Here is a 26,891-nt window from a genome sequence, read left to right as displayed (position 1 = left end):
TCATTATTGGAAATAAATTCTACCTATATACCTAAATAAAGACTCGTATCACTACAAGTCTTTATTTAAAGTTAATTTTTATTTATTGGTTTACTTTCATATTCGACTAAAGTATTAATTCAATTATTATTATATCACTTGAATATGACTTTTAGAAGTATAAAATTCAAAAATTATTAAATATTTTATAATACTATTTAGCTCCTTCAAAATAATCACAATATGAAGCTAGAGCACAATTTTCACAGTCAGGTTTTCTCGCATAGCAGCATCTTCTTCCATGGAAAATTATGAGATGATGTGCAAGAGACCACTCTTCTTTAGGAATATTATTTTGAAGCTGTTTTTCTGTATCCTCCACATTCTTAGCATGGGCAAGCCCTATCCTATTAGATACTCTAAACACATGGGTGTCTACTGCAATAGCTGGAACGCCAAAGGCATTGGATAAAACAACATTAGCTGTTTTCCTTCCTGCTCCTGCAAGAGAAGTTATGCCTTCCATGGTGTCTGGAACCTGTCCATTAAAGTTTTCCTTTAATTGCTGGCACATCTTCAAAAGATTTTTGGCCTTATTTCTATAAAGTCCAATTGTCTTTATCTTCTCCTCAAGTTCTTCCTGAGTTAATGTCAAAAATGCATCAGCATCAGGATACTCTTTAAATAAGGTTTCAGTAACCGAATTTACTTTTTTGTCCGTAGTTTGAGCAGATAAAGCTGTTGCTACTAAAAGTTGAAAAGCAGTACCATAATTAAGTTCACACTTAGCATCAGGATATAACTCTTTTAAAATATTTAAAACACCATTTACCTTTTCTTCACTTGGATTTTTCCTCATATTTTTACCTTTCTATTTGTATACTCCTCTGTATTCTTCTGGTAGAAGAGAAGCTATGGATTTCATTATATGTGTAAGTACTCTATCATCATATAAATGTCTGTCTTCATCTTTTTCCTTTTCAGGAATAGCTACTGGGGAACCTATATTCACTGTTACCTTTGCATGATGGAAGTTCTCTGATTTCATGTTCCCTTCTTTGTTTATAGGAAGAAGCTTTTCACTGCCACACATACCTATTGGTATTATAGTGGCTTTAGACATTCTAGCAATTAAAACAATTCCCTTTTTTCCTTCTATCATTGAGCCAACTCTGCTGCGTGTTCCTTCTGGAAATATAACTATATTTTCTCCGCTTCTTAAAGACTTTATAACTTTTGTTATAGCATCTTTGTCAGCACTATTAGGTTTTATATTTATAGTTCTGATTACTCTCATTCCTATATTGGTTACGTTATCTCCTGAGAGTTTAACTCCTGCAACAAAGGTTGGATCAAATTTTCTTAGTACTTCGTTTAAAACAAGACCATCTGAATTACTTAAATGGTTAGCTGTAAATATTATTGGTCCCTCTATATTTTCTATGTTTTCTAATCCATGGATATCTAACTCTGCATACTTATCCATATATCCTTTAATTATTCTTTTGCAAAGCTTATCCCCGTTTTCTTGTGAAAGAACTTTTAAGAAAACAGATAGTATTTGAGCTTTTTTCATTGCTTATCAACCTTTCTAATTATAAACATTTTAGGTTCTCTATAGATATATTATATTGGTAAATATAATATTCTTCAATATAGTTATAACTTCTTCAAGATTTCGTAATATTCCTGTACCTTAGGTGATGTAATTTTTTCCTCGTCTATATCAAATTCCTGCTTTTTTAATATTTTTGCTATTAAAGCGTTCCTTTGAAGAGTAGCCTTGCCTCTCCATCCGCAAGAAGTAGTCCCATACTTTTCTCTAAAGGTTTTATTGTCCATATAAATAATCTCTTCTATATCAGCTTTTTTCATATAATCCATAGGCTCAAACTCTTTAATGTAATCAGTAGCTATATTCTCATTATATGGACAACATATCTGACAGTGGTCGCAGCCAAATATTCTTCCATCCATCTTATTTATAAAAGGTTTTTCTATGACTTTGCTTTGAGTAATATAAGACATACATATATTAGGAATAGTCTTGTTGTAATTTATAGCTGATGTTGGACAGTTAGATAAACACTTTTTGCACTGACCACAATTTTTAAATTTTAAAAGTTCTTCAACTTCTCTTTTATTATTTTTAAGATCTTCAACTTCTATATCAGTTATTATCTCTCCTAAGAATACGTAAGATCCATATTTTTCTGTAATAAGCATTCCGTTTCTACCTATGAATCCTAATCCGCTCAAATATGCTATATATCTCTCCGGAAGAGCGTTGCTATCCACAAAATATTCTGCCTTACCACAAAATTTCTCTTTTATAAAATCACAAATCTTTTTAAGATAACTTTCTACAACCTTATGATAATCCATTCCCATTGTATAGTAAGAAAAATATACATCTTCCCTTTGAGAATCTCCTCCATAGTATGGGAATGCAATAGATATTATTGTCTTTCCATCGCCCATATACAATTTGGGATTTATCCGTTTTTCTATGTCAGGTTCTTCAAATTCATTTTCAATTTTTCTTTCTTTTCTTTCCTTTAGAAAATCTTCTAATTCATTAAATCTCCTGCAATATGTAAAGCCTACAGCATCTAGCCCTAGGCCTTTAGAATAGTTTACCACTTCATTTTTAAAGGTCATTTACGCCTTCCTCTCATAAAATCATATATTTAATCTTATACATTTATCATAGTTTTTGCTCTAAATCTTTAAAATGAAACTATTGAATGCATAGAGTTATTTCTTTATTCTATAAACATCTTTTCTCCTAATATTGCAAAGCTCCTTAATATCACAGATAATTTCATATCCATCTTTTCACCGCTTTTTAGTAGTTCTTCCGCTTCCTTAGGTGATACCATAAATGCATATATATCTTCATCTTCTTCTAAGAATTTGTTAGTTATTTCTCCTTTGCATGTACAGTATATAAGTGAAGCTGATTCATCTGTCATTCCTGGAGACATATACCCTCTCTTTAGACTTAAGTTATGTTTTACACTAACAAGCTCTAAGCCTGTTTCCTCTTTAAGTTCCCTTCCTATAGTACTTTCTTCATTTTCATTTGGGTCTATAAGTCCTGCTGGAAGTTCGTATACATATGAATTTATAGGTATTCTAAATTGTCTTATAAGAACTAATTTGCCGCTTTCCTCATGATATGCAGCTATTACAACTGCATCTAAAGAGTCTTCCTCATCTCCAAAATATTTTTCTCTTAATTTATCATAGCTTTTTCTTGAAGCAATAGTCCAATGCTTTTCTCTTCCACCTATATTTATATAAGTAGCATCAAACAAACTCAGAAATTTTGTTTCAGCTAGAACCTCTAATTTTTTAATTCTATTTTCTTTCATTAAGCTCACCTTCCTATCATAAACCTTCATATCTTCATTATTCTATTATATCACGTCAGTATCATATATGAGTATTTTTGTATTATAGTTACCTATTGTAACATCCTATCTCTTTTTATGTAAGTGATAGCAATATACACTCCTTACATAAAGACTTATAACCTTCAGGTGAAGTTAATACTCCACCTGAAGGTTAAATTCAGTTTATAATAGTTAGTATATGCAATGTATTTAGCCCATTATCATATAACCATATTATTATATATTACCTCCCTTGATTATTCTTATCTATCTTAAATTAACTGCATTTTCCTAAGTTTTTCATAGTAATCCATTTTTTATATGGTTGATATACCTGTAAACCTTTGATTTTATTAGGTTTTCAGCCACGACAAACAGACCTTCATACTTCATCTTTTTTAAAAAGATGTGAAAGCCTTATTAATTTCTATGAATTAATAATGTACGCTTACACATCTTTCCTTCTTTAAGACATTTAAGAAACTCCCATTTTCCGTATATACAAACTATATGTATCACTAAAACCCTTATTCCTCATAATGTCCTGGCATAATGCGATTTATTCTTTTTTCCCGAATCTTGTTCTGAGTAATATATTCCATCTGCATTACATTATTAATTATATTTAATCTATGTATTTTTATCAATCTATTTTCTTATATAGTATTATATTTATTATATATTTGTTATTAGAATGACTTTTATATCTCTAAACCATTGCTATTACTAAATTCCCATTAGTTTTTTTCAATACTTTTTCGTTACTTTTTCAATACTTTTCTTTAAATAATGCCTCTAATTCTTCTTTGGGAATAGCTAATTTTTTCTTATCTCCTATATATTCCTTTATGAATTTTTCTTTATTGCAATCTCTAAAATCAAAGTGTCTTAACAATTCATCTGGATCAAAATCTTTATTATGTTTCAACATTCCGTAAAGAACTCTTAGAAGTTTACAAGCTACAGCAACTAGCATTTCATTGTTAGAATTAGCGGTTTTTCTATTATAAGATTTATAATAACAATATAATTTTCTCCAATCTTTATTATGATTAACTAACATCATTGCTATATTATATAGAATTTTTCTCCCAACTCTATTTCCTGCCTTTGTGATCCTGCTTTGTTTAACCATATTACCTGACATATCTGCTCTAATACTTAAGCCAAAATAAGCTTGTAATGCTCTTGCAGAAGGAAAATTTTCAATTAATCCTATTTCTGCAAGAAAATTTACTATTTGAGTATCACCCATTCCTTTTATTTTTATTATTTTTTCATATGCAGGTATCGTTTCCATTGCTAATTCTTGTATTGCTAAATCTAGTTGCTCTAATTGCTTTTCTATAGATGCCACTTGATCTAAATAGCACTCCAGCTCTCTTCTATCTCCATTATTAAGGACTATAATATCTTTATATAAATCTTTGCATAACATTACATACTCGTTTATTATTCGTAAATCTATTCCCTTATTCTTTCCGTCCTTTTTAAGAATTCCTTTAATTTCTTCCATGTCCTTATTGACAACATCATGAGGTGAAGGATATTCTCTAAGTATGGCAAGTCCAGTTTTTGAATCCATTTTAGTGAAAATCATAAAATATATAGGATTATTTACATCTATCCATGCCCCTAGTCTATTTTTATTTTGAACTTTAATTTTAGTATAATCTTCTTTGCTCCTGGTTAATCTTTTTAAAGCTGAAAAGTTTCTATCTGTCTTTTGTATATTGAAATAATCCCAATCCTTTAATACTAGCCCTATACAATGACAATCAATAGAATCATTTTTCCCCTTTTGAGAATATTTAGCTTCTCTCTTCAGCTTTACAACTCTGTTTTTAACCATAACAACTTCATAATCCCTTTTTGTAAAGAATTCATAAAAATTTATCCAATAATGCCCCGTAGATTCTATTCCTATCAAAATTTCTTCTTTAGTTATTTTTTCTTCTCTTAAAAGTTCTTTTAATATGCTCTCAAGCTTTAAAAATCCATAGATATTATTAGTTATTTTAATTCTTTTTCTTATCTCATCTTTTGAATATAACGATAAAAATGAAACCCAATTTAAAGTTTTACCTATGTCTATTCCTAGAAAAATCTTTTTATCTTCCCTATCCTTTTCCACTTTACTGCTGCACCCCTTTCATTTTAGAAGATTATAAAAGAATATTACTTTATTTTTCCTATTAAATCTCTATTAATTTTAATAATTATCCATTATTTAAGATTAATGAATTTATTTACCTTTTCATTAGTTTAAGAATTCAAAGTTAAATATATTATTTTTAAGGTTTGCTAAATACCAAATAGGTAAGAAGTCCTACTGGACTTCTCTTAGTTTGTTTTTTTGAAGCACTAGCCTAACATATTTCCGTTAAAATTGTAAAGCCATTCCATAAAAAATTTTGTTTCCAAATTTTTTTCTTTCATTTTCCTTTACAATTCACTCCAATATGTAATTCTAGGCTCAACAAAAAAACAAAACGTGACAGCGACGGTGGTTATTTAAAATTCAAATAAGGAGTTGATAGTTATGTGCCAGTACAAAATTTTTCTATCTGCTACTGATAACAAAATAGCAGATAAATCTAAACTTAGAGTTGACCTTTATGGTAATTCAAAGATTAAAGACATTCCCCAACTTAAAAATTTCAATATTATTTATTTATCTAAAGGGCATGAAGATTTAATATCACTTAAAGGAAAACTTATCTATCGAAAAGTTAGATACATACAAATATTTAAGAAGTAAATATAGGTGTCCCCCGGGGACACCCAATACATAACTAAAATATTAAAAAGAAAGAAGGATTTTATATGAGAAAAGTATCTATTATGAACATAAAGGGTGGAGTAGCAAAAACAACTTCTACAGCTAATCTAGGGGCTTGTTTAAGCCAACAAAATAAGAAAGTATTATTGATAGACATTGACCCACAAAGTAACCTTACAAAGCTATTTAAAGCCTATAGCATGGACGATTTATCAGTATCAGATGTCTTGTTAGATAAAAACTTAGATATGCATAAAGTAATTAGAAAAACTGACTTTGAAAGTATAGATATAGTTCCTGCAAATATAAACTTAACTTTTGCTGAAAGAAGTATTCTTATTGATAATACTAGAAGTCAACAAAATAGACTTGCTAAAGCTTTAAAATTCATAGAGAGCGAATATGATTATTGCTTGATAGATTGACCACCAAGTTTAAATATGATTACTGTAAATGCTCTGTGTGCAAGTGATGAAGTTTTTGTTCCACTTAAAATTGATAAGTTCGCTTTAGATGGACTTGAGTATCTTCTTGAAAGTATAGAAGAAATTAAAGATGAATTTAATCCTAGTCTTAACTTTAGGGGTTGCTTCATAACAATGGATAGTGACACTACAGTAAACAAGCTAATAAAAAAAGAACTTAAATCTTTACTAGGAGATAAAATTTTTAATACTACTATAAAGCAAAATGTTAAAGTAATTGAAAGTACCTTTGAAGAGTGTCCTGTTGTATTTAGTAATAAAAAAGCTAGAGCAAGTATCAATTACAAAGACCTTTGCAAAGAAGTTTTTTAGAAATTGAAGAAGGTGTCCCCCGGGGACACCTAACCAAATACATAATTAAAAGATTAAATAGAAAGAAGGGTTTTATATGAGTAAGAAATTTTCTATAAGTAGTGGAATGTTAAATGGAATTAGTAAGAACACTGAAAAAGCTGGCACACTTGAAGCTAAGAATAACTTTAAAGTTGAATATATAGACATTAAGAATATAAAAAGAAATGAAAAAAACTTCTATGAGATAGTTAATGTTGAAGAACTTGCCGAGGATATTAAAATGAATGGATTAAATCATAATTTAGTAGTTAGAAAATTAGATAGTGGGGAATATGAGTTAATAAGTGGTGAAAGAAGATATAATGCACTTACACAATTAGTTGAACAAGGGAATGAATTATTTGCTTTAGTTCCTTGTAAAGTCATTGAAGCTAATGACCTTGACGCTGAAATAATTTTAATTCAAGCTAATGCTCAAACTAGGGAATTGACAGATTTAGAAAAACTTGAACAAGTGAAAAGGCTTACTGAACTATATAAAGCTAAAAAAGCTAATGGAGAGAATATACCAGGAAAGGTTAGGAATCTAATTGCTAATGATTTAAAGCTATCTCCTACACAAGTTAGTAGATATGAGAGTATAAACAACAAGCTTATTCCTGAATTAAAGGAAATACTTGAAAATGGGAATCTAACAATTGCTAATGCAAGTGAATTTTCCAGTTTAAGTGAAGATAATCAAAAGGTAATTTTAGATATCATAAATGATAAAGTTGAATTAAATAAACAAGAAGCAATAAACTTAAAAAATAAGTTAAAGCAGTTGGAAGATTACAAAGAATCCGAAACTAAAAGTAAACAATCTATAATTGATGAAAATTTAAAGTTAAAAGCTAAACTGGATAAAGATAATTCAAGAAGTGAAGAAGAAATAAAACAACTCGAAGGTCAATTAAGAATCGAATTAAAGAAAGAACTTGATAATAAATATAGACAAATGATTGAAGAGATTAAGAATGAAACTAAAGTAACTAAAGATGAAAAAGAACGCTATAAAAAAGAACTAGAAGAAATCAAAGCTAAAACTAAAGACAATAATTCAGAAGAACTTAAAGAAAACTATAAGCTTATAACAGAATTAAGAAATGCTAAATCTAGCTTAGTTGCTATAATGAAGCAGTATGATAAGATGAAAAATAATAATATAAACCTTTTAGATGATATCACAGACGAACTTAAGAGTGCTAATAATGCAACATCTATCCTAAAAATTCTTATAATCGAACTCAAATAATAAGGTGTCCCCTAGGGATACCTTATTTCACTCATATCTATAAAGTACAAAACTATTTTCCGTAATATAATTTGATTTTTCAGCTATTTTCATAATATCTAAAACTTAAGTCATTAGATTATAAAACAAATATTAACAAGCTTTATTACAGTTAAAATCATGTAAATTATTAAAAACACGATAATATTATGATATAATGCATATTAAATATAATGATATTTTTGCAATATGTAAAAATTGTTCAACTACTTAATATAGCTAAACTGTGGGGAGATATCATGAAATATTTTAAACATGAGCAGGATATGCCATTGCACGAGATTAAAAAAAAAGATGGGACACTAGAACATTTAATTTGTCTAGAAAGCACACGACATTCAGTATGGTATGATATAAATGGATTTCATTGCAATGAACCAAACTGTGAAATTAATAATAAACAAATTCACAGGAAAGTTGAATTAAATAAGCAAGAAACTATAAACTTAAATAATAGGTTAAATGAATTAGAAGATTATACAGAATTTGAAATCAAAAATAAACATACTATAATCGATGAAAATTTAAAGGTAAAAAATGAAAACAAAGAAGAAATAAAACAACTTAAAGCTCAATTAAGAATTGAATTAAAGAAAGAACTTGATAGTAAATATGGGCAAATACTTAAAGATAACTACAAGCTTATAATAGAGTTAAGGAATGCTAAATCTAGCTTAGTTGCTATAATGGATCAGTATGATAAGATGAAAAATAATAATATAAAACTTTTAGATGATGTCACAGACGAACTTAAAAGTACTGATAATGCATTATCTATTCTAAAAATACTTATAACTGAACTCAAATAAAGTAAAGGTGTCCCCAGGGGACACCTTTACTTTCTATATATTCTTTAATTTATTTATCAACTACAATTTTGGTATTCTTTTCTTAAATATTCGTCATAATCTTAAATTCGTACTTCACTACTATTTTTCTAAATTTATATTAACTTATTTATTCTCTCTTTGAAAATTACAAAATTTAGTTTTAAATATCTTATAGCTAGTTTTTTACTTAAGCGTTAATTACTTATACTTACTAATGGGTAATCATATTATCTTGTACATCCATTAATGCCTCTCCAAATCTTTGAAAGTGAACAATTTCCCTTTCTCTCAAAAATTCAAGAATTTCCTTTATCTCATTATCCTCTGTTAGGTTTATTAACCATTCATAGGTTGCTCTAGCTTTTTGTTCTGCAGCCATATTTTCATGAAGGTCTGCTATTACATCTCCCTTAGCCTGAATATAGGTGGCAGTCCAAGGATTTCCTTGTGAATCCGAATAATATAGTGCCCTCCCATGATCTGTATAGTGTCCACCTAAATTAGCTTCTTTTAACTCTTCTAGAGATGCATTAGACATCAACTGATAAATCATAGTTGCAATCATTTCAACATGAGCCATTTCTTCTGTACCTATATCTGTTAAAAGAGCTTTTGATTTTCCTGTTGGCATAGTATATCTTTGATTTAGATATCTAAGTGCTGCACTTAACTCTCCATCTGGACCACCATACTGAGACATAAGAAATTTAGCCATATTTAAGTCTTTAGATTTTAAATTTATCGGATATTCTAACGTTTTAACATAATACCACATAATTATAATTATCCTCCTTAATAATTTTCCCATGGCCATGGTTTAGTTGTCCAACTTAACGAATCTTCTCTTGATGCATCACCAAAATTTCTTAATGGTCCAAATCTCTCTTCATACTTTTTTATAATTAAATCTAATTTTGCAGAGATTCTTTTATAATCACTCAAAGCTTCTCTACTATTAGGGAAATTATCAAGATATAAATTTAACTCCACAGCATAAAACTGATATTTTTTTATTTCATCTAAAAGTTTTTTTTCACACATATATATACCTCCTAACTTTCCCCATTATGGCCAATATAAGGCCTATACAAATCTTTAAAAATAGTTCCAATTTTTAAAGCTATCATTGGATTTAAAAGATTTTCATATCTTTGTTTAAAAATAAAGTCTCTTCCATAATTATTATTTTCTCTTTTGTACATCCAAAATTCACCCCTTCATATCTTATTAATTCATATTATGCATATAATCATTCTTATGATACAATTTATTCATATTATATCAGTTAATAATATAATTTAATTGTAAATTTATGTACTATTTCCTATAAAAAAGCATTTCATATTCTACTCTGAATACGAAATGCTTTTACTTAATCTTATTATATATAATTTGGCTAATTTTACCTTCTTGGATTCTCAAATGAAGGAGGTGTTGGATTCGGTGCTTCATGAGAAGGTCCTGGATTTGATAAATTGAAATAAAGTTTAGAGTCTTCTGTAACTCCAAAATCTTTATTTGAACCACTCTTTTGAATCTTATTAAGCGCTTCTCTAAATAAAGCATTATGAGCTTCTTCCCTATTTAGCAAAAAATCTATAGTTGCTCGTACTTCCTTGTCTTCAATTTGTCTATATAAATATTCATATACAACTTTTGCTCTTTGTTCAGATGCTATATTAGATAATAAATCCGCAACTAGGTCACCTGTTACTGTTACATAATCTGCAGTCCATGGAGCTCCTGATGAATTAATTAATACTGGAGATAATCCACATTGTACATGAGTTTGAATTTCTCCATTTTTAACATCATTATTATTCACATCATGACCATTTAATAAATTTATTGTTTGTGCAACCATTTCCATATGACTTAATTCTTCCGCACCAATATCTAAAAATAAATCTTTTATTTCTGGATCTTTAATTCTAAAACTTTGGGAAATATATTGCATTGCTGCCTTTAATTCTCCATTCCCTCCACCTAATTGCTCTTGCATTAACACCGCATATTGAGGATTAGGTTTTTCTACTTTTACTTCATGCAATAACTTCTTCTTGTGTTCAAACATCTTCTTTCCTCCTTATAAATTAATATACTTTTAAATCTATTATTTCATATGATTATAATTAATATTCACAATATGATATTAAATTTTTAATTCATGCATAATTTATATGTTTATTTCAAATACTATGATTAGTATTCAAATTTAATTAAGGAGATGATTATATGTCGAACTTAAATGAATTAGAGCTACAAAACTTACGCCATTTAATAGGAGCTCATTCCAATATTGAAAAAAAGCTAACTTTCTACTCTCAGCAATGCACTGATTCTAACCTTAAACAAATGCTAGAAAAAGATGCTCAAGATGCTAAAAGAAGCAAAGACACTTTAATGGGATTTCTAAATTAGGAGGAATATATTTATGAATGAAAAAGAAATGATTAATGATTATCTTGCTGAAATAAATTCTAGTATAGCTGCTTATGGTGGCATAATTGCTCAAACTGAAAATGAGCAACTTCGCCAAACAATTCAAGGAATGAGAAATCAAGATGAAATTCGCCAATATGCTTTATTCAAAGAAGCAAAGAATAAAGGATATTATATCCCTGCTCAACAAGCAACTTCTGAAGAAATTTCTACAGTTAAACTTCAATTATCTCAAGATTAATTTAATATATACTCAAACTAATTCTTTTTGTCTAAAATCAAGAAGAGTAGTTTTACATTAAAGCTACTCTTCTTTGTCTTATTTTAAGCATTTCTTATATATGCAAATTACTTATTATCTCTGTTCTTATATCTAAAGGTGTAAAAATGCAACTGGTCAAGTAACACAAATAATAAAATACTTTTAGAAATTGAATAGATAGTAAGGCTAGCTTTTAAAAACATAAAATATATAAAGATGTATACTACTACGCTACCTATAACAAGAATTATTAATCTTTTCAAAAGTTCATCTTTATATCTAATAATATATACTATAAAAAACAGTATGGAATTTAGCAACATTAAATTATCTAAAGTCATATTAATATCACCTACTATTTTATTAAATTACAGCATATCTAAAAATTCTTGTAAATTAACCGAAATAAGAAGTTTCTCTAGTAACGTAACTTCTTAAAATATTTATTCTTTATTTATTTGAAAAATATTTTTTAATTTGGTCATTGATTTGCTTTTAAATACTTTTAAGCCTATTATAAATCCTATTATATTAAGAATTATATCTCCAACATCAAAAACACCTAAAGATAACATATATTGAATCGATTCAAAAATTATTATTAAAAATAGCATTACAGGAATTATTTTTTTTGGGTTTTTATTTGTAAAATTTAATGACAATGGCATGTACATTAATAAATTAGCAATTGTTATAACAACATTATATGAATTGCTTAACCAACTTTTACTAGAATTTAAAATATTTAATTCTACTCCCTTAAACCCTATATTTCTACCAAATAATAGAAATAATAAAATTATAAAGTATTGCAGCCAAAGTAATTTCTTTGAAAATGAGTCTAATTTATTGTTTATAATCCCTAACAGTATTATAAAAATTATTATACTTTGGACTAAAACAATTGATATATATAAAGGTATTTTATTAGTTATAACAAATGGAATAAAGTCAAGTAAGTTTATAGTTATAAATCGATAGATAAAAAAAGAAATTATAATTGAAAATAAGATAAGAAAAGTGTTTTTTAGTATTTTTTTCACATTATTCATATTACTTCTCCTTTACATATTTACATTTTATAGTTAATATTATACAATAAAATCAAATATATGTAAATAAAAGGAGGGATATTCATGGGAAAATCATTTTTAAAAAAAATTACAGTATTAACCACTATAATTATTTGCTTTTCAACAATAACAGCATTTGCAGTATCTTCATTTACTTATAACGGTTCTGGAATTAGAGGAAAGCGTTCTGTTGGTAGGCTTACCGCAGATAGTGGAATATCTGTAAGCCATACAAATTCTAATTGGAATATACCTTATGGACAGACAATGGAAATTTGGGCAGATAGAAATGTTTGGTGGGGATGGTCAACTGAACAAAAGGAGACAACCAAAGGAGAAGGAACAACTAATTTTGATTTTTCAGGTTTACCTAGTGGCACATATTCTTTTTATTTTCATGCACCTGTTGATCCAGCTTGTACCGATATTAGTGGTTCTGCATCAGGGTATTAAATTATTTTAATTAAAGAGATGTCGCATTAAGAATAAATACTACAATTATATTGTATGTAAATTTCTTAGTACGACAATCTCTTTTTTTAGTGATTTAAAAACTATAACTTTCCTAAAATTTAAAAACATAGATTTTAATTTAATCTATTATCTCCCCATCACTCAATTAATTTTTTATTTTTATTTTGCTCTATAAATTTCTTAATCAATAAAGCTAGTTTTCTAGCTTTATTTACTCGCTCTCCCCCTAAGTGGAAAATTAAAATAAAATATAACTTTCTACTTAAAAGGGAAAATAATAACATTATTCTCACAGTAAAACTGCTATATTGGTCAAACTCGCTTAGGTCTAGTTTTATCAAGTATACTACCATGTAACTTCCAATATACCCCTAGAAGCCAAAGACTTCTCTAGGACAGGCACGCCACTTCTAATACTTCTTTTTAGAAGTGTCTAAGAAATTAGTCTTTTCCTTTTGACGGAGATATTATCGCTGGTGAGACGATCAGTTTTTTATAGTGTTATTCCTTTAACCACTTACCTTGTACGGATTTTTCCATTATAAAAAGGTGTCCCCCGGGAACACCTTTACTTTCTATATATTCTTTAATTTATTTCTAAATTCTTTTATTCTCTCATACTCTTCCACTGAATTTTCATAGCTTATTCTATATTTTTCTATTGTTTCTTTAATGCATTTATCAGCTACAATTTTTTCATATTCTTTTCTTGCATTTATCATCTGAATATATGCTTCTTTAGTTTTTCTTGAATACTCATCATAAATGCTAGGTTCATATTTAACTAGAATTCTTTCTAGCTTATTCTTCTGCTTTTCTATTTCTTTTATCTTATACTCATTTTCGGCACTTATTATAGTCCCATTTAGAAGTTCTATTAACTTTTTGACTTGGCTGCTTAAATAAAAAATTTCTTCTTTTTTAAAGCTTTTTGATAAGTCTCCCATAAAATTCACTCCTATATTAAAATAAATTTAGGTTCTTATTTTAAACCTAAGATTCAGGAAAACACCTGGAGTTAAATTTATATTTGTATCTCATTTTCATTATTTTTTTCTTTAGTTTTTCTCTTATTTTTATTTGTTTTCAAGGTTGATTCTGCTTCATTATGTAAGCTTAATTCTTCTTTTATCTGTATATTAATTCGCTCTAATTCCTTTGCATCTATCTTTAGATTTTCTATTTTTGAGCCTATAAATTTGCTATTTTCTATTTTAGTTCCTTCAAAATCTGCTCCATCTAAATTAGCAAAAATTGTACTGTCTTTTATGGTCATATTTTTTAAATTAGCTTCTTTTAAATTGACATTCAATAATCTTATTCCATTAAGTTCTTTTCCTTCCAAATCTAATCTCTTGCCTTTTTTACCTTTTGTATTAATCCACTCTTCATGATCCTTCACCATTTTATTGACTTCTTTTTGTGTTAGTCCTATCTTCATGTTTTCATTCCCCTTTACTCTATTTTCATTTTTTATTTGTTCTTCTTCTGTTAATGTATAACCAAAAATTTCGTAATTTAAAAAATACTCAAAAGATATACCAATAGAATTATCTTCTTTAACAAAATAGTCATCTAAAGTGTCTTTAAAAGTATTTACAAGAGAAGATAAATTTAATTCGCATTCTCTTATTAAAGATTTAGTAGTTTCTGATAGTTCTTTTTCATATACTTTTATTAAATCTTCTTTATTCAGATTTAAAAATTCTTCTTTTTCTCGATTATTTGTTATTTTAGTATCTATACTTATATTGTCTATTGTAATTTCTTTGCTTGTATTAAACAGTTCATTATAAGTACCCATTGTTTCTATTAAATAATCTTTAAAAGAAAATTTCTCTATATCAAATTCTTCTAAAACTTCTTTAAAATTTTCTACAACATCACTTAATTTTAATCCTTGTTTCTCTATAAAAACTTTTTCTTCTTCTGTCATTTGTCTTTCATATATCTTGGCTAATTCTTCTTTATTTAAGTTTAAAAATTGTTCTTTTTCCCGATTATTTGTTATTTCTGTATCTATACTTATGTTGTCTAATGATAAAGATAATTCTTTATCATTAATCAATGTATTTTCAATTATTTCAACATACTCCTTTACTGTTTCTTTAACTTCATTTATCAATTTTTCTTTTAATTCAGTATCTTTACTCCATGAACTGATATACCTAAAAGAGTATTCTGATGTATCTATCCCAAAATAACTACTTACTACATAAGCTGTCATTTCTGCTTGAAACTCTCGTTCATTTGTCGTATAGTTATCTATCTTTTCAATTGTATGAAGCTTTGCATGAGCTAATTCATGTATTAGTGTCTTAACGTTTTGTAATTCAGTGTTTCTTGGGTTTAAAGCTACTTCTTTAGTTAATGGATAAGCTGCACCCTTAGCTGCTCCTAATTCACTTTTAGGCTCTATAATTTTAACTTCTATTTTCTTAGCTATATTCTCCATAGCTTTATACATTAAATCATAATTTTTAACTTCTCCATCAAGCCATCTACCAGGAAATATTTTAGGAAGATCTTCAGCTTTTGCATTGGTCTGGCTTACATCAAAAACATAGCCTTGATTGAATATTATGTTCCCTTTCTTTAATTCAATTTTACCTTCTTCTATTAGTTTCTTTTCTTCAGTAGTTGCTTTACTTAATTTAGTTTCCTCACCTTTTGAGTTAATAAAATAATCACTTAATTTATTTGGAACTAATATCTTAATCCCTTTTTCACCCTTGTTAACAGAAAAGCCTTTGTCCTTCCAAAAAGAATATGAACCTACCGCAAATGCTCCTTCAAATTGTTCCTGAATTAAAAAAGTGTTTCTTAGTGAGTAATTATAAAATTTACTCATATAGTCAGCGAGTTCTTTAAGTTGTTCAATGCTACTAAAGCAATTTTCTATTCCTTCATTAGCTTTTTTAAAAAGTTCATTAACTTCTTTTTCTTTATCTTCCTTAGATTTTTTATTGTATATTTTCTCCACCTTTTTTCTCCTTTCTAAAAATTTTCATAAGAAAACACCAGGTGTTTTACCTGGCGTTTACTCTGTAATATTTTCATTTACTACCTTTGTTTCTAGGTCATACTCAACGATCACTGTTTCTCCATCTTCATCATTAAGTTCAGCTTTAATTGAAGATACATAATCTTTTGAAGCTTGTACTATAACTTCCTTTCCTGAATATATCCTTAGCACCTTTAATTCTCTTTCACTTATTACTCCTGTAACTATAGCTAGATTATTAAACATTTTTATATCCTCCCTTTATAAACATGACAATACCATTTATTCTAATTCGTATTCATTAATTTTAATTTTATTGTTTAAATATTCTTTTTCTCTTTCAAGCTTCTCATATTCAATTTGATTTTTTATGCTAGTAAAATTCTTTCTTAAATTACGCTTGAAACTATTTATCATCTTTTGAGTAATAATAGGTTTCTTTTCTGTAAGATTACTTCTATTCATATATTTTTTCTTTTCTTCTTCATAAACATATTTTTTTATGTTGCTTAAAGTTGCATTTCCCATTCTTGTATAAAGCTCTTTTATTTTTCCTTCACTATAATTTTTATAATATTCATTTGCACCTTCTCCATATAAATCCTTCAATCTTTCTCCTTGCTCTTCTAATAACTTGTTTAATTCTTTAAAGTCTTCTTTAAAATTTTCTTCAATAAATTGTGTTGTTATTTTATCCAGTAATGGTCTTACATCATATAATGTGTTGTAGTTATAGTGCCATTGCTTTTTATCTTTTGGCAGCATCTTTACAATTTTTTTAATATTATTTTTCAATTCTCTATCATTTTTTAAATCATGATTTCTAGTTTTATGAACTAACTTTTCTCTTATTACTTCATTTATTTTTTGATACTCTTTGTTGAAGTCAACTAAGGAATTAGTAAAAGAACTTTTCATTGCAATAATAGCACTTAATTTTCTCTTTCCCCTATTATCAATTTTATCGAGTTGAACACTTCCTACATGAACATGAATATTGTCAGTGTTATAATGAATACTTGATGCCCAAAAATACTTTTTATCACTCTTTTTTTCTAGTGCATCCATAGCATTTCTTACTGCAATTTGTATTTTTTCTTCGTCTAAAATTCTTGTCTTACTATCATATAATCCTTGTTTTTCTAACCACTCATTATTAAAAGAAAAAACATCTTGCCATAGAATACTATGTTTATTTTGAGCTTCTTTAAATAGCCTTTTTACTTCTTTAATCTCTTCATCATTTAAACTTTCTTTGTCTTTAGTAAAAAGTGATCCGTTCTTATTTGGATTTCCCATATAATCATTATAACCCTCATAATCCTTTTGAATTTTTTCTTTTCTTGCTTCTTCTCGATTCATATATTCTACATAGTCATTAAATTGTACAGCTTCTCCATTTTTCATAAGTCCATTTGGTAAAACAAAATCAGAAGTTAAAATTATTCCTGGTGTACTCATTTTTAATGTTCCTCATATAATTTTCTAACTCTTTTATTTTTTATATCTTCTTCAATATATTTTTTCATATCTCTAAAAGCTTCGCTTTCAATTTCAGTTGAAGGTAGTATCGGTCCCAAACTCTTTTTTATATAAATTCCATTTAATAATTCTAAAGTTATTTTAGAATTTTTATTAGCTTCTCTTGAAGAGTACCTTATACTTAAAAGTTCTTTAGAAATTTCAGCTGCTATTTCTTTTGCAAGAAATTTAGCTCTTTCTTCTATACTTAGTGTTTCATCTTCTTTATGCTCTCTTATGATAGTTTCTAAAGCTTCACTACTATATTTTAAGTTCCTTTCTTCTTTTATCTTTTCTATATATTCTAAATCCTCACTTTTAACTCTATAAGTTTTCTTTTCTCTAGTCATATTTAGCAAAACCTCCTTAATATTATAATTTATTTTTTATGATAGTTTGAATATCTTCTGATAAAATTTCCTCAGCCAATGCTTCCATTAACATCGAATTATATTCAATTACTTTACTTAATCTTTTTATTAAATAAGTATAATTGTCTTCCATCTTTTTTAATGGTTCTAATGAGATCATTAATTCTAATTGCTTATTTAAATATTCATTCCTACTTTTATAATTTTGATTTTTCCAATCTTCATCTATCTTAGAAATTATATGCCTAGGTATATTTCTTATTAGAATGTCATCCATTTTATCTGCACTCCTTTTTGATTTTAAACTTTTTGTATATACCAAAACTGAAAAAACTTTTTACTGGAAATGACTAACCATTAAAAAGTTTAAGAGCATAAGGAGAAACTGATATCATTTTAGATGATATGCTAGGCAAAGCCTAGCGTTTCTCTGATATCAAAATAATTCCCAAATATGACACTTTGCCATACCTTAGTAGTACAAGAATGGTACAAAAGATTGCCCTTTGCCATACATAAATTATTGATTTTTTTCTAAGTCATATTTCTTTTCTTGAAGTTTTTCTACTCTCTTTTTTTGCTCTTCTAGTGATTTCAATAATTTTATAACGCTATTTTTTGTGTCTTCTATGATTTTATTATTTTGGTTTATCTTATTTTCTGTTTCCTTAATCTCATCTTCTGTTTGATATTTTTCATTAGCTTTTTGTCTAGTATTATCATCTGAAAGGTTCGATATTAACCTATTTTTAGTGCCTATTTCTTGAGTTATATTCTGAATTTCTTTGTTTATATTTTCTATTTCTAAATTTACAATCAATATATTATATGCATTTAAGTTTTCTTCTTTAAGTTTATTGTCCTTTTCAACATCATCTTTATTGCTGTATACACTTATACTTTTTTTCTCTTCTTCATTTATGCTTTTACTTACTACTAGTGAAACTGTATGCCAATTTTCTTTTAAGTAAGTAGTTACTATATAGTAATTATTAGATACCTTTACTAGATTACTTTTTATTGTATTTTGAGGATCAGTGTCTATTTTTACATCAACACCTATAGAATTATTGTCTTGAAGGTCACTATTTGATACATGTAATATGCCTTGAAATAGTCCTGTATCTTCATTGTATTTTCTACTTATTAGATTAAAGGTTATGTTTTCTAATGTGATTTTTTGTTCTAATGGTGTACTTTTTATATCAACAAAATTCTTATTAAAAAGATAATTTGAGGATAAAAAAAAGCCTAATATAAATATCATTGAAAATGTAATACAATAATATTTAGATGATTGGCTTTTAAATATTCTATGTCTATTTTTAAACTCTTCCTTCCCAATGTTCACCTTAAACCCTCCCTATTTAGTTTATTATTCATCTATACTTTTTTAATAAATTAATCCTATCAATTTCTTCTTTAGTTAATCCATAATAACATCCTTTTATAAAAGTATTATTCTTATAAATTTTTAATCCATCATTATAAACTTTTATATTGTATTTATTATCTTCTATATCTTTTAACTCTATATTTTTCTTTAATGATGTATCTGCATAAACTATATTTGCCTTTATATATTCATATACTCCATAGAACTTTAATACATCCATTATTCTTTCATAACCTTCTAAATCCAACTGAAAATATAACTTATATAATTCTTTTATCACTTCTTCTAAGTATTTTTTATGCCTATTCTTATCTATTTCACTTAACTTTGAATATGCCATTATTAATATATTTATATATAAATTTAATTTTAATTTTGTATTTAATCTTACCCCCATATTTTCTTCTGAAGTCTTTTTTAAATTTAATAATTCTACAAGCTTAAAATTCATTTCTCCACTGTATTGATATAATAGAAATTTAAACTCTATAATTTTATTAATTATTTCTTTATATGATTTAATAAAATATTCTTCATTGTTTATTGTTCTCATTAATTTCATCTTCTTTCTTTTTATCATTCCTCATATTTTTTTAAAACCTCCCTATTTAATTTATTATTCTTCTAACCTTTCCATTAAACTTCTCTTTGTAATATCCATTAAACTCTGATATAGTTACACCTGTTGACGTTCCATCATGTAAAAATTTATTATCTCCAAGCCATATTCCAATATGTCCATCAGTTGTATAGGTATCAAAAAATAATAAGTCTCCTCTTTTTATATCTTTGAAGTCTACCTTTTCCCCCATGTTAACTAAAGAAAATGTGACAACGCTTGCTCGGTCTCCAAGCTGAATACCTGCACTTGCATAGCAGTAATGAACAAATGAACTGCAATCAAATTTTCCTGAATCTACATCTTCCTGTGTCCTTCCTCCACCCCATACATAAGGAGAATTTCCGACCCATTTCATTCCTGCTTCTATTGCTTTTTCTATTGTTTCATTACTTCCTTGATTTAATCCAGCATTTCTAAATTCTATTGCATACTTAAAAACTTTATTAGGATAATCATGTTGTGCTTTATCTAACTCAACATTCATACCATAACTACCTCCACCATTGTAACAAGCAAATATTCTTTTTAGTAACTCTGCAAACTTATCATTGCTTTCATTTTCATTCCAATTTATAAGTTTCATATTTTCAGTGCTATTATAATCTAAAGAGTTTGCTATTCCTTTTCTAAATAAAACGTAATTTGCATAATATCTTGTCTCATATGCTCCTGCAAATATCTGTGCCTTTGGATCATTCAAAAATATATTCCACATTTCCTCACTGTCATTAAATGAATAGCCTTGAGCCTTATATATATCCCCTAATCCATTACTAATTAAATACTGCCACAAATCCTTCCCACTTGCTGTATCTACCTTTTGTGTTTGCATTATTCCATATGCTCCACCATAACTAGTATTAGGATTAAAATTACTTTCTTGCTTTGCTATGGCAGCTAAAATCCAATTCGGTATTCCTGTAAGCTGTGAAGCTTCATTAAAGAAGCCAATATATTCTACTGGAACTCCAACTAAATTATGATAACCGCTATTCTGATTTTTGTTTTGAATCGCTCCAATTATTGCAGTAATAATAATTAGAAAAAGAATTAATATAGCAAAACTACTTAAACTAAATCCAACTATTATTCTCTTTACAATTTTCTTATAGTCCAATAACTCACCACCTTAAAGTAGTTTTGTGCAACAAAAAGAACTAATAGAAAATCTACTAGTTCTTTATCCAATATTCCTTTTATTTTTTAAAGCTTATAACTTTGTATTGACCATTTATTTTCAATAATTGTACAACATATGATATAACATCTTCACGTTTTTGATTATATTTATCAGTAATATAATATCCATCTCTTACCTTTATAAATATATAATCATTTTTTTCATGATTATATGTTTCCTCACTATATTCTTCATCTACAACTATATTCTCTATAGTGTTATCGCTCTCTTTTGTTATGAACATTCCTTGTATATCTTTATATATCTCTTCTGACACACAACTTAAAGCTTCCTTTTCACCTTTATTAGGATCATCTGAACTATATTCTGTTATTGCTTTTACAAATTTTCTAGCTACTTCTGAAGCTTCTACTCTATCTTTAACGGGTACTTTGCTATCTTTGAGAAGTAGATATTTCTTTATAAGCTCCTGGTCTGATAGTCCTTTTATAGAATTATTCAATTCATTTTTATTTAGACTTTCAACTTCTTTTTGCTGTTCTATTTTAATGTTATTAGCTTCTTTCTTTTTATTTTTCTTTACTATTGAATAACCTCCAATTCCTAAAAGAACTACTACTGCAAGTCCACCTATTATTACTTTTTTATTCATAAAGCCCTCCTTTATATACCTCCTGTAAATAACCTTTTTTCTTCTTCGGATATTTCTATTTTAAATCTTATATTCCCCATCCCATTTATAACAAGCATACATTCTCCTTCTTCATAAAGGGGAATATCTTCAATTTCACTTTCTGTAAGCTGATTTTTAAATGTCTTTTCTACAGCTTCTTTAACATTATTATCTTGTTGCATTATAAATTTATATTGAGTAAGTTCAAAAAGTGTTGATATTTTTTCAGTGATATTTCTAACTCTATCGTCATTTCCTTTTGGAACTAAATCATTTAATGCATGAGTTGCATAAATTAAACTCCCGAAATATTTTCTATCTTCTCTTGTAAAATTAATAAAATAATCTACTGCATATTCACTATTAGAGTTAATATATTTATGTGCTTCATCTACAAAGGCTAAAAACTTTTTAGCTTCCCATAGTGTTATTTCTCCATTATCATATTTTCTTTTCTCTATTATACCTTGTTTTAATGCTTCATTCCAAATCATAGTTAAAACATTAAATATTTGTGCATTGAATATATTTGATTTAAATTGAGATAAATTTCTAACTTCATAGCTTATTATCTGTTCATTAGTTAAATTCTCAAGGCTTGAATGACCATTGAATAGACTTCCATATCCATCTATTGTAGAAGTTATTGTTGCAATTATGTTTTCAATCTTTTCTATTCTTGAATGACTAAGGTTACTTCTTAGTAATTTATTTTCTACATCAGAATATAAATTCCTTTCTAAGAATCTTAAAAAATCCTCCATGATTGGATATTCGTTAGACTTGAAAGATGTACAGTTTTCTTTTGTTAATCCACATTCTCTATAAAATTCATTTACCAGTCTTTCAAATTCACTTGTCACAGCTTCATCATAATTATTAGATAAAAACTGATACATCATAGTAAGTCGGCTTATCTGAAACATATAACTTAATTCTTCCAACACTTCATTGGTATCTACATCAATCATGGTAGCGAAAATTTGAAATGGATTAATCATACCTTCTGTCCCATCTAATTTTATAATTTTCCCTCCACGTTCAAGCACAAGATTTCTAAATTCACCAGTTAAGTCTAATACTCTTACCGTATTTCCTATGATTACATTATCATCTAATAATTTTTTTAATGCAGTTGATTTTCCTGCACCTGTTAGTCCTACTAATAAAGCATTAAATGATTTTCTTATACTATTTTTAGTGAATAAATCAAAGATTACATTACCACCTGTTTTAGTGTACCCCAAATATCTTCCTGTTGGATCACACAACTCAACAAAGTGAAAAGGATAGCCACCAGCAAGAGAATATTCTTGTATAGGCTGTTCTATAACTTTATTTCTAAACTTTTTTTGAAGTTTTATTGGAAGGAATAAAGCTGCCCAATCATATTCTTGTTCATTTAAAAATACTGCACCTTTAAATGTTTTTGTCTCTAATTCAGTTAGTATACTTTTAACCTTATCGTCTAATTCATTTAAGGTCTTTGCATAGACATAATATCTAATGATGATATATTTAACTACCTCATTATGTTGTACAATATCAGTTGTAAGCTCTGCTAAATCTTGAACTTTAGCAGCTGCCTTTATTGCTTCATAATTATTCTTTTCATTTTTTCTTTGTAGATTTTCATTTATAGCTTTATTTAATGTATCCGGTAATTTTGACATGTCAGCTGTTCTAACGTCTATAGTCGTAACTACATCATTACTAATGTTTGACAAAGAATTAAGCCAAAAGTCACCACAAGTAGTTGGAAAATCATAAATGTGTATACAGGCTTCATACCCATCACCTTTTTTTATATAGTTTTCTTTAAAACTTATTCCCCCGCAAGGTTGAACCAAATTTATAAAATAAGGGTTATATTTATACTTAATTTTTTCCATGTAATAGTTCCTTTCTTAATTGATTTATTCCATAAAAAAGATGTCCCCCGGGGACACCTTTACATTAGTTTAGAATTAAGATTATGCAGTTTATATAGAATTTTAAGTTTCTTTTCTATGTCTAGTTCCATTAGTCTAAAATTCCTTTTTAAACACTGCTCTAATGAGGTTCTCTCTGTTTCTAAATTTGAGTTTTCATCATAAAATGTTTCTAAATAGTATTCAGTGTTAGTTTTATTTTTCTCTAATATTTTAAGTTCTTCTAATTTTCTTTCTAGCTGATCCTTAAATAATTCATTATTGCATTTCTTTATCTTCTCTAGTAAATGTTGTTGCTGTACTGCTGTGCTTACAGGAAAATTCATTATTATTATTTTATAATCATCTTTATATGCTGTTATAAAATCTGAAAAATCGTTTATTATTCTTAATTGTTCTACTTCATTTAAGGTTACTATATTTATTCCTTGTATTTGATATAAGTTTAAATATCCTGTTTTAGTTTTAATAAAAGTGTCTCCTTGAATTTCTTCAGTTATATCTAAAACCTGCATCTCTTCAAGAACGTTGGAAGGAATTTTCTTCAGGAGTTTTTTTGCTTCTTTTTCTTCTTTCTTTAGTTTTTTTATCTCTTCTTTTCTCTCCTTTTTCTCTTCTTTAGTTAATTTTTTATTTTCTTCTTTTAGATTTTTTATCTTTATATTATCAAATTTTTTAAATGGCATAATGTTTTCCTCCATATAAATTCTATAAAAAAAGAACCATTAAACTTGGCTCTTAAAATCTCCTATATACATATCTATTTCTAGACATAGCATAATATATAGATTGAAAATTCCTTCTTTTAGGGTTTGTGCTACTTTTACCTGTTAAGTAGGATAGCGAAAAGAAACAAAATGTAAAATAAGAAACTTTGAAAATTAAATTATCATATACTAAGAAGTTGAATATAACAGCAACTATCATTCCTGATAGTATGAATACTAAATCAAAGGCTGTTATTTTACTTGTGAATAACGGCTCATGGTTTAAATCCTTTATTATTTTATATTGCATTATTTTTTATTCCCCTTCCCTTTTAAATTCCACTTATTTTGATTTCCAACATTATAGTTTTTATAATTCACACCATTAAAATTAGCTTTATTGCTTCTATTAAAGCTATTCTTGATTGTTTCATTATTATTATTTATATTACCTGGTCTATTTCTGTTCCTGGATAAATTATTCATGTCCTTAGAATCCTTTATATTGCTAGGCTTTGAACTATCGTTTGGATTGTTATATATAGGTTTTCCATTGTTAGTATTTATGTTATTGCTTTCACCTTTATCTTTATTAACGTTTCCTTGAGATAGATTATTACCATTAACAAACTTTTCTTTATCACTATTTGTGCCTGATCCATCTTTACCATAAATACCATTATCCTTGCTCGAACTGTTTTCTTTACTACTATTATTAGTATTTGATTTGTTATTCACGTTATCTCCTGCTTTATTATAAATTCCACTATTTCTATTGATATTACTATTAGCATCATTTTTATTTATATTGTTCTTATTGCCTGATGAATTATTGTTGTTTAAATTATTATTATTAGAGTTATTGTTTGCATTACTATTATTTTCACTTTGTTCATTACCATAAATTCCACCAGAGTCATTTTGTGTATTACTTTCTTTTTTATCTGAACTTATGAGAGAATTCTTAGCAGCATTGACACCTTTCTTCGCTAAACGACCAGTACCCATTAAAGCTCTTCCAACGCCTTTAGCTCCTTCATATCCTGCAATAACTGAAGCCCAGTTAGATTTAACACCTGCATCTATTCCAAGTATTCTTTCAACTATATCAGGAGCGTCAATTACCTTCCATGATACTCCTGCTAGTATTACTAAATTAATAATACTATAGCTTTCAAACTTATTCCCTAGAAAAGCTACAAATATAACGTATAGCTTAAGTATTACTGATGTTACCATAAGAATTGTAAATGATGATACAATATCCATTACAATAGCTTTTAGCTTTCTTCCATCACTAATATCAGCCATGGCTAAAAGTGTAGCAAATATCTTTTTAAAGCCAAGTTCAAATATTATGCCAGCAACCTTTAAAGCTATACAGAGAAGAGTTACTCCTGTTATACCTAAAGATACTATTATAATCATGAAATTGGCATTGTATCTATAATAACCTTCATTGAACATTCCAAAAAAACCTTTATCTAATTTTATAAGTGATTCATTTCCATTTTCATTTCTTATTAATTTATAGTTTGCTAAATCTTTAAATCTCCTATTGCTCACCTTCCTAGAATCTAAATTTTCATTTATATCAATATTTGTTATATCATCTACTTGAATACCGTTCTTTTTATTCTCTATTTTAAATCCAATTCTATCTAAATAGTAAAGGTCACTTACATTATCTTTTACTATTTCTTTTGCACTTGATTGTTGATCTGATATATTATAGCTTACAAAAGCTTCTGTTAAGTCTCCTAGCTTTGTCATAAACAATGGAAGTGATATTATAATCATTGCTGATATCAAAATATTTGTTGGTATCTCACTTCTATCCTTTTTCTTACCCATCATTACAGCATATCCTAAGAACAGCAAAGCTAAAGCTAGTATTCCAAATATTAATGGCTTATAAGCATCTAGTAATTCATTTACTCCTTTAGAGTTAAAAAAATCATTAAAGCTATAGACTTTAGTTGCAACTTTTTCTAATCCATTTACTAAAGAAACAGGTCCTCCTATTATCCACCAACCAACTTTTCTTAATCCATCTGCAAATACTCCTATAGGAGATAAAACTTGATTTTCTATGAGCATTTTCATGAATTCTATATCTGTCAATATTCTAGTCCTCCTTTTCTCATTATATTTAAAAATTATTTGTTATACT

The 26,891-nt window shown here is 27.4% G+C and carries 30 protein-coding genes and 1 pseudogene; 7 read left to right on the top strand and 24 right to left on the bottom strand.

Annotation, left to right across the window (positions count from 1 at the left end):
- Nucleotides 1–193: 193 nt before the first annotated feature.
- The 5 genes from nth to KQH81_RS04675 all read right to left on the bottom strand — a co-directional run bounded on the left by nth (nt 194) and on the right by KQH81_RS04675 (nt 5,511).
- Entirely contained in the window at nt 194–838 is a 645-nt protein-coding gene (gene nth / locus KQH81_RS04695; protein WP_051196121.1) for an endonuclease III, read from the bottom strand.
- Between the two features lie 12 nt (nt 839–850).
- Entirely contained in the window at nt 851–1,555 is a 705-nt protein-coding gene (locus tag KQH81_RS04690; protein WP_178311646.1) for a lysophospholipid acyltransferase family protein, read from the bottom strand.
- 83 nt (nt 1,556–1,638) lie between these two features.
- Nucleotides 1,639–2,640 (bottom strand): tRNA epoxyqueuosine(34) reductase QueG, encoded by a 1,002-nt coding sequence (gene queG / locus KQH81_RS04685; RefSeq protein WP_027637309.1) that lies wholly within the window; start codon nt 2,638–2,640, stop codon nt 1,639–1,641.
- Nucleotides 2,641–2,744: 104 nt separating this feature from the next.
- Complete coding sequence (locus tag KQH81_RS04680) at nt 2,745–3,356, bottom strand: NUDIX hydrolase (RefSeq protein ID WP_178311648.1); 612 nt, start codon at nt 3,354–3,356, stop codon at nt 2,745–2,747.
- 790 nt (nt 3,357–4,146) lie between these two features.
- Nucleotides 4,147–5,511 carry an IS110 family RNA-guided transposase gene (locus tag KQH81_RS04675; protein WP_230029017.1) on the bottom strand — a complete coding sequence of 455 codons (1,365 nt, stop codon included), beginning with the start codon at nt 5,509–5,511 and terminating at the stop codon, nt 4,147–4,149.
- Between the two features lie 408 nt (nt 5,512–5,919).
- On the opposite strand from KQH81_RS04675, the gene KQH81_RS04670 reads away from it, so the two are divergent.
- The 4 genes and pseudogenes from KQH81_RS04670 to KQH81_RS04655 all read left to right on the top strand — a co-directional run bounded on the left by KQH81_RS04670 (nt 5,920) and on the right by KQH81_RS04655 (nt 9,080).
- A complete protein-coding gene (locus KQH81_RS04670; protein WP_206153009.1) occupies nt 5,920–6,138 on the top strand; it encodes a hypothetical protein in 219 nt (72 codons plus the stop codon).
- Between the two features lie 65 nt (nt 6,139–6,203).
- Nucleotides 6,204–6,956 (top strand): annotated as a pseudogene (locus KQH81_RS04665) (ParA family protein).
- A gap of 76 nt (nt 6,957–7,032) precedes the next feature.
- Nucleotides 7,033–8,232, top strand: a complete 1,200-nt coding sequence (locus tag KQH81_RS04660; RefSeq protein ID WP_230029015.1) for a ParB N-terminal domain-containing protein — start codon at nt 7,033–7,035, stop codon at nt 8,230–8,232.
- A gap of 278 nt (nt 8,233–8,510) precedes the next feature.
- On the top strand, nt 8,511–9,080 hold the full coding sequence (locus KQH81_RS04655) for a hypothetical protein (protein WP_168972142.1): 570 nt from the start codon (nt 8,511–8,513) through the stop codon (nt 9,078–9,080).
- A gap of 232 nt (nt 9,081–9,312) precedes the next feature.
- Here the strand turns inward: KQH81_RS04655 and KQH81_RS04650 are convergent, their stop codons facing one another.
- The 4 genes from KQH81_RS04650 to KQH81_RS04635 all read right to left on the bottom strand — a co-directional run bounded on the left by KQH81_RS04650 (nt 9,313) and on the right by KQH81_RS04635 (nt 11,175).
- A complete protein-coding gene (locus tag KQH81_RS04650) occupies nt 9,313–9,876 on the bottom strand; it encodes a manganese catalase family protein (RefSeq protein WP_168972143.1) in 564 nt (187 codons plus the stop codon).
- Between the two features lie 17 nt (nt 9,877–9,893).
- Entirely contained in the window at nt 9,894–10,142 is a 249-nt protein-coding gene (locus KQH81_RS04645; protein ID WP_168972144.1) for a spore coat protein CotJB, read from the bottom strand.
- Between the two features lie 11 nt (nt 10,143–10,153).
- Nucleotides 10,154–10,303, bottom strand: a complete 150-nt coding sequence (locus KQH81_RS04640) for a spore coat associated protein CotJA (protein ID WP_168972145.1) — start codon at nt 10,301–10,303, stop codon at nt 10,154–10,156.
- Between the two features lie 200 nt (nt 10,304–10,503).
- A complete protein-coding gene (locus KQH81_RS04635; protein WP_168972146.1) occupies nt 10,504–11,175 on the bottom strand; it encodes a manganese catalase family protein in 672 nt (223 codons plus the stop codon).
- Between the two features lie 161 nt (nt 11,176–11,336).
- Between KQH81_RS04635 and KQH81_RS04630 the strand changes: the two genes are divergently transcribed.
- The gene (locus KQH81_RS04630) at nt 11,337–11,522 is read left to right on the top strand and encodes a hypothetical protein (RefSeq protein WP_168972147.1); all 186 of its coding nucleotides are present in this window, start codon (nt 11,337–11,339) and stop codon (nt 11,520–11,522) included.
- Nucleotides 11,523–11,535: 13 nt separating this feature from the next.
- Complete coding sequence (locus tag KQH81_RS04625; RefSeq protein ID WP_168972148.1) at nt 11,536–11,784, top strand: spore coat protein; 249 nt, start codon at nt 11,536–11,538, stop codon at nt 11,782–11,784.
- A gap of 464 nt (nt 11,785–12,248) precedes the next feature.
- Here KQH81_RS04625 and KQH81_RS04620 read toward each other — a convergent pair whose 3' ends face one another.
- Entirely contained in the window at nt 12,249–12,857 is a 609-nt protein-coding gene (locus tag KQH81_RS04620) for a VanZ family protein (RefSeq protein ID WP_168972149.1), read from the bottom strand.
- Nucleotides 12,858–12,941: 84 nt separating this feature from the next.
- Between KQH81_RS04620 and KQH81_RS04615 the strand changes: the two genes are divergently transcribed.
- Complete coding sequence (locus KQH81_RS04615) at nt 12,942–13,331, top strand: hypothetical protein (RefSeq protein WP_230029014.1); 390 nt, start codon at nt 12,942–12,944, stop codon at nt 13,329–13,331.
- A 596-nt stretch (nt 13,332–13,927) separates the two neighbouring features.
- Here KQH81_RS04615 and KQH81_RS04610 read toward each other — a convergent pair.
- The 14 genes from KQH81_RS04610 to KQH81_RS04545 all read right to left on the bottom strand — a co-directional run bounded on the left by KQH81_RS04610 (nt 13,928) and on the right by KQH81_RS04545 (nt 26,842).
- Nucleotides 13,928–14,299, bottom strand: coding sequence for a hypothetical protein (locus tag KQH81_RS04610; protein ID WP_168972668.1), 372 nt, complete (start codon nt 14,297–14,299; stop codon nt 13,928–13,930).
- 77 nt (nt 14,300–14,376) lie between these two features.
- Nucleotides 14,377–16,335, bottom strand: a complete 1,959-nt coding sequence (locus tag KQH81_RS04605) for an ImmA/IrrE family metallo-endopeptidase (protein ID WP_230029013.1) — start codon at nt 16,333–16,335, stop codon at nt 14,377–14,379.
- Between the two features lie 57 nt (nt 16,336–16,392).
- Nucleotides 16,393–16,602, bottom strand: a complete 210-nt coding sequence (locus KQH81_RS04600) for a hypothetical protein (protein ID WP_168972670.1) — start codon at nt 16,600–16,602, stop codon at nt 16,393–16,395.
- Nucleotides 16,603–16,638: 36 nt separating this feature from the next.
- Nucleotides 16,639–17,817 carry a MobP2 family relaxase gene (mobP2, locus tag KQH81_RS04595; RefSeq protein WP_168972671.1) on the bottom strand — a complete coding sequence of 393 codons (1,179 nt, stop codon included), beginning with the start codon at nt 17,815–17,817 and terminating at the stop codon, nt 16,639–16,641.
- Between the two features lie 2 nt (nt 17,818–17,819).
- Complete coding sequence (locus KQH81_RS04590; RefSeq protein WP_168972672.1) at nt 17,820–18,227, bottom strand: hypothetical protein; 408 nt, start codon at nt 18,225–18,227, stop codon at nt 17,820–17,822.
- A 22-nt stretch (nt 18,228–18,249) separates the two neighbouring features.
- Nucleotides 18,250–18,525 carry a hypothetical protein gene (locus KQH81_RS04585; RefSeq protein WP_168972673.1) on the bottom strand — a complete coding sequence of 92 codons (276 nt, stop codon included), beginning with the start codon at nt 18,523–18,525 and terminating at the stop codon, nt 18,250–18,252.
- Nucleotides 18,526–18,768: 243 nt separating this feature from the next.
- Nucleotides 18,769–19,599 carry a hypothetical protein gene (locus KQH81_RS04580; protein WP_168972674.1) on the bottom strand — a complete coding sequence of 277 codons (831 nt, stop codon included), beginning with the start codon at nt 19,597–19,599 and terminating at the stop codon, nt 18,769–18,771.
- Between the two features lie 28 nt (nt 19,600–19,627).
- Entirely contained in the window at nt 19,628–20,224 is a 597-nt protein-coding gene (locus KQH81_RS04575) for a hypothetical protein (RefSeq protein ID WP_168972675.1), read from the bottom strand.
- A 28-nt stretch (nt 20,225–20,252) separates the two neighbouring features.
- The gene (locus tag KQH81_RS04570; RefSeq protein ID WP_168972676.1) at nt 20,253–21,383 is read right to left on the bottom strand and encodes a C40 family peptidase; all 1,131 of its coding nucleotides are present in this window, start codon (nt 21,381–21,383) and stop codon (nt 20,253–20,255) included.
- 79 nt (nt 21,384–21,462) lie between these two features.
- Nucleotides 21,463–22,059 carry a hypothetical protein gene (locus tag KQH81_RS04565; protein WP_230029012.1) on the bottom strand — a complete coding sequence of 199 codons (597 nt, stop codon included), beginning with the start codon at nt 22,057–22,059 and terminating at the stop codon, nt 21,463–21,465.
- Between the two features lie 11 nt (nt 22,060–22,070).
- Nucleotides 22,071–23,972, bottom strand: a complete 1,902-nt coding sequence (locus KQH81_RS04560; protein ID WP_168972678.1) for a VirB4 family type IV secretion system protein — start codon at nt 23,970–23,972, stop codon at nt 22,071–22,073.
- Nucleotides 23,973–24,031: 59 nt separating this feature from the next.
- On the bottom strand, nt 24,032–24,697 hold the full coding sequence (locus KQH81_RS04555; protein WP_168972679.1) for a hypothetical protein: 666 nt from the start codon (nt 24,695–24,697) through the stop codon (nt 24,032–24,034).
- 52 nt (nt 24,698–24,749) lie between these two features.
- On the bottom strand, nt 24,750–25,028 hold the full coding sequence (locus KQH81_RS04550; RefSeq protein WP_230029011.1) for a DUF5592 family protein: 279 nt from the start codon (nt 25,026–25,028) through the stop codon (nt 24,750–24,752).
- Nucleotides 25,028–26,842, bottom strand: coding sequence for a pLS20_p028 family conjugation system transmembrane protein (locus tag KQH81_RS04545; protein WP_230029009.1), 1,815 nt, complete (start codon nt 26,840–26,842; stop codon nt 25,028–25,030). The genes KQH81_RS04550 and KQH81_RS04545 overlap by 1 nt, the downstream gene beginning before the upstream one ends.
- Nucleotides 26,843–26,891 lie beyond the last annotated feature (49 nt).

This window comes from Clostridium cadaveris (assembly GCF_020911725.1).
In the GTDB taxonomy this organism is placed as follows: domain Bacteria; phylum Bacillota; class Clostridia; order Clostridiales; family Clostridiaceae; genus Clostridium_X; species Clostridium_X cadaveris.
The sequence above is the reverse complement of the archived record's forward strand: the minus strand, read 5'-3'. Positions and strand labels throughout refer to the sequence as shown.

Bases quoted from the DNA above. Each gene is read 5' to 3' on its own strand.
- KQH81_RS04680 (WP_178311648.1), bottom strand. From the start codon at position 3,356: ATGAAAGAAAATAGAATTAAAAAATTAGAGGTTCTAGCTGAAACAAAA.
- KQH81_RS04620 (WP_168972149.1), bottom strand. From the start codon at position 12,857: ATGAATAATGTGAAAAAAATACTAAAAAACACTTTTCTTATCTTATTT.
- KQH81_RS04640 (WP_168972145.1), bottom strand. From the start codon at position 10,303: ATGTACAAAAGAGAAAATAATAATTATGGAAGAGACTTTATTTTTAAA.
- KQH81_RS04550 (WP_230029011.1), bottom strand. From the start codon at position 25,028: ATGCAATATAAAATAATAAAGGATTTAAACCATGAGCCGTTATTCACA.
- KQH81_RS04600 (WP_168972670.1), bottom strand. From the start codon at position 16,602: ATGTTTAATAATCTAGCTATAGTTACAGGAGTAATAAGTGAAAGAGAA.
- KQH81_RS04655 (WP_168972142.1), top strand. From the start codon at position 8,511: ATGAAATATTTTAAACATGAGCAGGATATGCCATTGCACGAGATTAAA.
- KQH81_RS04690 (WP_178311646.1), bottom strand. From the start codon at position 1,555: ATGAAAAAAGCTCAAATACTATCTGTTTTCTTAAAAGTTCTTTCACAA.
- KQH81_RS04650 (WP_168972143.1), bottom strand. From the start codon at position 9,876: ATGTGGTATTATGTTAAAACGTTAGAATATCCGATAAATTTAAAATCT.
- KQH81_RS04555 (WP_168972679.1), bottom strand. From the start codon at position 24,697: ATGCCATTTAAAAAATTTGATAATATAAAGATAAAAAATCTAAAAGAA.
- KQH81_RS04670 (WP_206153009.1), top strand. From the start codon at position 5,920: ATGTGCCAGTACAAAATTTTTCTATCTGCTACTGATAACAAAATAGCA.
- mobP2 (WP_168972671.1), bottom strand. From the start codon at position 17,817: ATGAGTACACCAGGAATAATTTTAACTTCTGATTTTGTTTTACCAAAT.
- KQH81_RS04590 (WP_168972672.1), bottom strand. From the start codon at position 18,227: ATGACTAGAGAAAAGAAAACTTATAGAGTTAAAAGTGAGGATTTAGAA.
- KQH81_RS04635 (WP_168972146.1), bottom strand. From the start codon at position 11,175: ATGTTTGAACACAAGAAGAAGTTATTGCATGAAGTAAAAGTAGAAAAA.
- KQH81_RS04645 (WP_168972144.1), bottom strand. From the start codon at position 10,142: ATGTGTGAAAAAAAACTTTTAGATGAAATAAAAAAATATCAGTTTTAT.
- KQH81_RS04625 (WP_168972148.1), top strand. From the start codon at position 11,536: ATGAATGAAAAAGAAATGATTAATGATTATCTTGCTGAAATAAATTCT.
- KQH81_RS04575 (WP_168972675.1), bottom strand. From the start codon at position 20,224: ATGATAAAAAGAAAGAAGATGAAATTAATGAGAACAATAAACAATGAA.
- KQH81_RS04660 (WP_230029015.1), top strand. From the start codon at position 7,033: ATGAGTAAGAAATTTTCTATAAGTAGTGGAATGTTAAATGGAATTAGT.
- KQH81_RS04610 (WP_168972668.1), bottom strand. From the start codon at position 14,299: ATGGGAGACTTATCAAAAAGCTTTAAAAAAGAAGAAATTTTTTATTTA.
- KQH81_RS04585 (WP_168972673.1), bottom strand. From the start codon at position 18,525: ATGGATGACATTCTAATAAGAAATATACCTAGGCATATAATTTCTAAG.
- KQH81_RS04630 (WP_168972147.1), top strand. From the start codon at position 11,337: ATGTCGAACTTAAATGAATTAGAGCTACAAAACTTACGCCATTTAATA.
- KQH81_RS04560 (WP_168972678.1), bottom strand. From the start codon at position 23,972: ATGGAAAAAATTAAGTATAAATATAACCCTTATTTTATAAATTTGGTT.
- KQH81_RS04615 (WP_230029014.1), top strand. From the start codon at position 12,942: ATGGGAAAATCATTTTTAAAAAAAATTACAGTATTAACCACTATAATT.
- queG (WP_027637309.1), bottom strand. From the start codon at position 2,640: ATGACCTTTAAAAATGAAGTGGTAAACTATTCTAAAGGCCTAGGGCTA.
- nth (WP_051196121.1), bottom strand. From the start codon at position 838: ATGAGGAAAAATCCAAGTGAAGAAAAGGTAAATGGTGTTTTAAATATT.
- KQH81_RS04565 (WP_230029012.1), bottom strand. From the start codon at position 22,059: ATGAATAAAAAAGTAATAATAGGTGGACTTGCAGTAGTAGTTCTTTTA.